This is a genomic window from Streptomyces sp. PU-14G, from assembly GCF_041028275.1.
Taxonomy (GTDB): Bacteria; Actinomycetota; Actinomycetes; order Streptomycetales; family Streptomycetaceae; genus Streptomyces.
The window spans coordinates 1-5,578 of the sequence record NZ_JASKYT010000344.1; the positions used below are offsets into that span (position 1 = coordinate 1).

Annotated in this window: 5 protein-coding genes and 3 pseudogenes; 3 read left to right on the top strand and 5 right to left on the bottom strand. The window is 65.1% G+C overall.

Annotation, left to right across the window (positions count from 1 at the left end; genetic code table 11):
* Nucleotides 1–272: 272 nt before the first annotated feature.
* Entirely contained in the window at nucleotides 273–1,067 is a 795-nt protein-coding gene (locus AB8Z75_RS28185) for an AAA family ATPase (RefSeq protein WP_369206829.1), read from the top strand.
* A 104-nt stretch (nucleotides 1,068–1,171) separates the two neighbouring features.
* On the opposite strand, the gene AB8Z75_RS28190 is transcribed toward AB8Z75_RS28185, so the two are convergent.
* Nucleotides 1,172–1,762: a hypothetical protein gene (locus tag AB8Z75_RS28190; protein ID WP_369206831.1), complete on the bottom strand. Its 591-nt coding sequence runs from the start codon at nucleotides 1,760–1,762 to the stop codon at nucleotides 1,172–1,174.
* Between the two features lie 270 nt (nucleotides 1,763–2,032).
* Nucleotides 2,033–3,322 (bottom strand): C40 family peptidase, encoded by a 1,290-nt coding sequence (locus AB8Z75_RS28195; protein ID WP_369206833.1) that lies wholly within the window; start codon nucleotides 3,320–3,322, stop codon nucleotides 2,033–2,035.
* 114 nt (nucleotides 3,323–3,436) lie between these two features.
* Here AB8Z75_RS28195 and AB8Z75_RS28200 point away from each other — a divergent pair, with 114 nt between their 5' ends.
* Complete coding sequence (locus AB8Z75_RS28200) at nucleotides 3,437–4,093, top strand: hypothetical protein (protein WP_369206835.1); 657 nt, start codon at nucleotides 3,437–3,439, stop codon at nucleotides 4,091–4,093.
* Nucleotides 4,094–4,120: 27 nt separating this feature from the next.
* On the opposite strand, the gene AB8Z75_RS28205 is transcribed toward AB8Z75_RS28200, so the two are convergent.
* Together AB8Z75_RS28205 and AB8Z75_RS28210 are read right to left on the bottom strand one after the other, a co-directional pair.
* A complete protein-coding gene (locus AB8Z75_RS28205; RefSeq protein ID WP_369206837.1) occupies nucleotides 4,121–4,585 on the bottom strand; it encodes a UDP binding domain-containing protein in 465 nt (154 codons plus the stop codon).
* Between the two features lie 12 nt (nucleotides 4,586–4,597).
* Nucleotides 4,598–4,777, bottom strand: a pseudogene (locus AB8Z75_RS28210) (nucleotide sugar dehydrogenase); the annotation flags it as partial.
* Nucleotides 4,778–4,985: 208 nt separating this feature from the next.
* Between AB8Z75_RS28210 and AB8Z75_RS28215 the strand changes: the two are divergent.
* Nucleotides 4,986–5,336: pseudogene (locus tag AB8Z75_RS28215) on the top strand (transposase); the annotation flags it as partial.
* Nucleotides 5,337–5,371: 35 nt separating this feature from the next.
* Here the strand turns inward: AB8Z75_RS28215 and AB8Z75_RS28220 are convergent.
* Nucleotides 5,372–5,578: pseudogene (locus tag AB8Z75_RS28220) on the bottom strand (hypothetical protein); the annotation flags it as partial.

Consider the following 5,578-nt stretch of genomic DNA (forward strand, 5'->3'; position numbering starts at 1 on the left):
CCCCACCTCCGGCTCCGCTCCCGCATCCATCCCCCGGCGAGTCCGGATCCCAGTACCAGGATCCCAACCGGCCCGGCACATCGCAGGACAGTGCATCGCCTCCTCGGCCGCCCTCGAACCCGTATCTCAGCGCCTCACCTACAGAACAGCGACCTCCCGACCCCCGGCGTCCCGCGCGGCGCGGTGGCTGGCGACGCGTGTTCAACAGCGGGCGAGGCGGCGGCGCGGACGTCGTGTCGGGGCTAGAACGACAACGACTAGCGCGGGTTCAGGTGCCTGTCGTCCGTCCGTATCGCATCGCCGTCACCAGCATCAAGGGAGGAGTGGGCAAGACCACCACGTCAGCGATGCTCGGCCTGACCTTTTCCCGGCACCGCGCAGACCGGTCGGTTGTTGTCGACGCCAACCCGCACGCCGGCACACTCGCGGACCGGCTGTTGGGGGAGCGGGTTATACCCACGGTGCGTGACCTGGTCAACGCGGAACTCCGGAAGCGTGCGTACAACGGGCGTGGACTACCCGAGGCGCCGCACATCCACCAGTACCTAGGACAGGTGGGACAGCTGATGGTCGCCGCCAGCGAGCAAAGCGCGGACGTCGGTGAGGCGTTCGGAGAACTGCACTACAGCACCGCGCAGGAGGTGCTGCGACGGGTTTTCGACATCATTATTACCGACAGCGGCACTGGCATGAAACACTCTGCCATGCGCGGCACTCTGGCGGCCACCGACCGTCTCATCGTGGTTGCCGCCCCCCGGTTCGACGCCGTGCGCCGGGCGGCCAAGACGCTGGATGAAGTGCACGCCCGGGGCTACGCGCACCTGGTGCGGGACGCTGTCGTCGTGATCACCATGGACACGGCGAATCCGGTAGGAATCAACCTGGCTGCCCTGACGGACTACTTTCGGCAGTTGTGTCCTTCAGTCGTGCAAGTCCCCTATGACGAGCATCTCTACACCGGTGGCACGATTGATTACGACCGGGTGTCGGCGGCCACACGTGGCGCGTATCTGGACCTTGCGGCCATCCTCGCCGATGGCTTCGGGTACCTGATGCCGGGTGTCTGAGGTCTCTTGGCCGCCGCTCGAGCGATCGGTACCGACCTGCCGGTGGCTGGCGCGTCCCCGGCGGTGCTGCCGGCAGGAGGGAATCGACTGGGTAGCGGCCGTGCTCAGCTACCCCGCATCTTCTCGGCCACACGCCACTTGCCGCTGGACTTCTGCATCCGCAGGACCACGCCTTTCGGCGCCGGCTCAGCGCCTCCGCCGTGTGAGGAGACCGTGGACTCCTCGTAGGACACCTGGACCCACACCTTCTTTGAACTGCGCGGCGCTTCCGGCGGAATCACCGTACCCACGTTGTCGGCGCTCTGCCGCAAGTGGTTCTTTCTGCCTGCCTGACAGTACCTGTCGCAGTGGTCACTTGTGGAGCTATGCAGCCTCTTGTAGTAGCCCGCAGTGGTGTAGGGCTTGACGTTCTGCAGGTAGGCGCGCGGGTCCGGGTCCGTGTAGTCGCGCTTCACGAAGGCGAGGACGTAAGCAGCAGCGACCTGCTCGGGGTCGGTGAAGTCGACGACTTCCGTGTTGCCGCTGGAGCCCGGGGAGGGGCTGGGCAGTGGACTCTCGCGTCCGGGCGCCGGCGAGGCGCTCGGCTGTGCAGATCCGGAGGGCCGGGACGCGGGCCCGCTCTGTGAGCAGCCCGACAGGAGAAGCGCGGTGGCGGCGGCCAGAACCACGTGCGCGAGCCTCGGGTTGTTCCTCACCCCTCTCGTTCCTGCGTCTGAGGCGTTCCGAGTCTTTGGCTCGTTGCGCCGAGCGGAGGTTGTCTCGCTCACGACAGATCCGGCCCTTCTGAATTGGGTATTAACCGGCCAGCATGCGGCGGTATATCAGTTTCGTCCTTTCGGTACGCGGCTCCGAGGGATGGTCGGCCCCTCGGGCACAGTCGAGCCCGGTCGGCCCCCACCAGGCGAACCGTGGGCCTCCGCTGGGCCGTGCCCGTCGCACATTGAGCCTCCACGCCACACTTTTCGCTACCTTCGTGGCTTCGTCACGCGCTTGCGGATGTCCTTCCGCCCGAGAGGGCGCCTTCCTGTCAAGCGGTTACCCCTCGCCCGTCGCGGGCGAACGGTGACGTTTAGCGCCGCCTGGGCGGAGAACGGGTCGCCGTTATCGATCTGCTGCGCTACCGCCTCGCCCCTGACCTTGTCAGCCTTGTCCCTCTTGTCGTTATTGTCGCCCTTGAGGAGTCGAGTGGAGCCGTAGTACTCGCTCATCCAATAGTCGTTGCCACTGAGGTTTTCGACGATCTGTACCGGCTTGCCGGTGCGAGGGGCGTGGATCATCTTGTTGCCCCCCATATAGATGCTGACATGGTGGATGCCCGCCTCCGTTCCGTTACTGGAGAAGAACATTAGGTCACCAGGTTTGAGATCCTTGTAATCCTGCACATGTGTACCCGCGTTGTACTGGGTGCCCGTGTAGTGTCCCAAGGTGATATCGACCTGGGCGTACGCGTAGAGCGTGAGGCCGGAGCAGTCGAAGCCCTCCTTGACGCCGGACGGACAGTCTTTTGTGTACGTAGGGCCGTTGGCGTCTCCGCCCGCCCAGCAGTACGGCACACCGAGTTGCTTCTTGGCAGCCTCGATGACCTTGCCGGCGTCACCACTGACGCCTACGTCTTCGCAGTCGATGTTCTTCGCCCGCCCGACGATCTTCCCTGCCAGCCCCTGCCATTTGTCGTAAGCATCGGGGAAAGCCGAGACCTGGACCGTCTGTGCTGCCTCGCCGTGCGACATCTCCTCCCACCCCTTGACGTCCAACAGGCCGCGCGGGCTTGGCGGCTCGGGCCCACCGAAGAACGCACCCGCCGCGTAGGAAGGGTTGGTGATCTGCGCAGGGGAGCCCCAGCCCGCAGCCGGACGCTGTTGAAAGAGACCTTGGCTGTCCCGGTCCCCCCAGTGCAGGTTGTGCAAGGTGCTCTCCTGGAGGGCAGTCATGATGGCGATGACCAGGCCTTTCTCCGGCACCTTCTTCTTCTCGCCGACCTCGACTATGACGGCTGCGTTGCCCATCTGCTCCGGGGTCATCGTCACGGTGCCCATGCCGGGAACGTTGTCGGAGACGCTGGCGCCGCCCGGGTCGCAAACAGTGCCGGGTGGTGCGTCGCCTCCATCCCCTCCGTCGGCCTCATCGGCGCCAACTGCCGCGCTGAGCTGGCTGACAAGGGTGATCAGGAGGCCTGTGCTCACAATCGCGATGCCTCCGCCGCTGGTCAGGAAGCCCAGTATGAGTACGCACGCGACGATCGTCTTCTTATCCACCTGTAGACGTTTCCCTCCCCCGACACGGCAGACCACCGAGCGCTGTGTCTATACCTTAAGCTTAAGTGTCTATACTGCCAGCGTCGTGCGCGCTGACTGGGAAGGGACAACGCTGTGACCGAACAGCCGCTTGCGGGGCCAGCCTTCCACGCACTCGCTGTCGTGATGCGGGAATACCTCTCCTACGGGGAGAGTGGCATGGAAGACCTCAAAGAGGCAGTGCATGAGCGCAGGCGCAAGCCGGTCATTCAGGCCTTCTGCCAGGAACTGCGGCGAGTTCTGGGCAGTGAGGCTCCCGTCCCTACAGAATTGATCAACCATGAATTCCGCCGTCGTGCCCAGCAGGACGGGAGTGAACTGACGCAGTACGACGATCAGGAGGCGTACGAAGCGCTGGCCGACCTATGGGACTTCCTCGAAATCGACAACGAAGGCAAGCCGCTGCCCCCCAAGGGCTCGCTACGGGAGGCTGCGATCCAGCGACGGTCGCAGATGCTATGGGTGGAGGGCGACCCCTTGGTGGCCCTCAAAACATGGATATCCTGGCCTTCGCTGGCCCTCTTCGCGAGTGGCGTCGTCGTCTGCATCGGCAGCTACACGGCGTACGAGGCGGTCAGTGTCGGTTTCGTCAGGATCCTGTTGTTGACGCTGGCCATCATCGGCTTCGTCGCCTCGGCGGTAGGAGGCGGCACACTCTGGTTGCGCCGCGTCCGTTACGTAAACCCCCATGCCTTTCTTCCTCGCGAAAAGCCTGACGAAGGCCGACGCTGACAAGGGCGCGTACGGGAGGCGACGAGATCACGGACAGGAGCCGGATGCTGTGATGTCCCGCATGCTGAGTCTCGGCGCGGCTGTGGGGCAAGTGGCCAGGCTCCCGTCACAGCCGCGTAATCCCCCTCCAGCGGGTTTCCCGCGGGTGTCCAGGACTAGCGTGCCCGAGTCTGCCAGGATGCCGAGGTCGACAGCGGAGTGGTGCTGGAGGACCACCACGACGTCTGCCGCCGTCGCGGCAGCCGCCACGTCCTGCTCGCGCGGTACGGGTTCTCCCCTGAGTATCCACTCCGGCACGTGCGGATCGTGATAGGCCAGCTCCGCCCCCTGGTCGCTCAGCCGGGCGGCCAAATCGTTCGCCGGCGACTCTCGTTGATCGGCGTTGTCGGCCTTGTAGGTGATGCAGATCAACAGTACGCGTGCCTCGCGCAGGGGCAGCCCGCAGCTGTTGAGTAGGACCTGGACGCGGCGGGCCACAGAGTACGGCAGCATGTTGTTGATCTCGTGTGCGAGCTCGACGAAGCGGAACGACTGTCCCAGCTTGGCCTTGACCGAGTAGCTCAGGTATTTCGGATCGATCGGTATGCAAGGGCCACCAACGCCGGGACCGGGCTGGAACGCCTCGAACCCGAACGGTTTGGTCGAGGCAGTGCGAATCACATCCCAGACGTCGATGCCCATCTCGTGGCAGTACTTGGGCCAGCTCGTTCACCAGCGCGACGTTGATCTGGCGGTAAGTGTTCTCCAACAGCTTCGCCTTCTCTGCCTCACGAGTTCCGCGGGTCGCCACGACCGTGTCGACGCAGTGTTCGTAAGGCGACACCGCCCGCCGTGTGCACACCGTGTCAGCCCTCCATCGGCCTTCGGAGTGTTGGAGATCCCGAGTTGCCAGGGTCGCCCCCGCAGCCGCCCGGACCGGGTACGCGGGGACAAGGCTTACTCCGGCCGCGACAACCGCGCTTATCTGCGGCGACGGGGCATCAAAGCGACCATCGCCCGGCCTGATGACCAGCGGGCCAACCGTCGGCGGCAGGGGCGGGACGGCGGTCGCCCACCGGCCTTCGACAAGACCCAGTACCGCCGCCGCAGTGCCGTCGAGCGGTGCGTCAACAAGTGGAAGCAGTACCGCGCGGTGGCCAGCCGCTACGACAAGCGCGACTACATCTTCAACGGCACACTCGCCGTCACAGCGATCGACATCTGGCTCCGCGACACCGTCCAAGAGCCATCAGAAACGGCCTAGTACTGCAACGGTGCTTGCGGTGGCTGGTGGCCAGGTCAGGGGCTGTGTCCGCGTCGTTTGTAGTGGCTGATGCGGGCTTGGTGCTGGCGTCGTCGGCGCCAGTGTGACCAGTGCAGAACGTCGTCGACCGGGGTGGGGCGCCGGTCGGTGAGGCGGGTGATCAGGCGTCTGATCTCGGCGAGGCTGAGGTGGATGAGCTGGGAGGATCCGTTTCTGCTTTCCCGGCATCCAGCTGGCGGGCT

Excerpts from the sequence above, each read along its gene's own strand:
- AB8Z75_RS28205 (WP_369206837.1), bottom strand. The coding sequence starts at position 4,585 with ATGCTGCCGTACTCTGTGGCCCGCCGCGTCCAGGTCCTACTCAACAGC.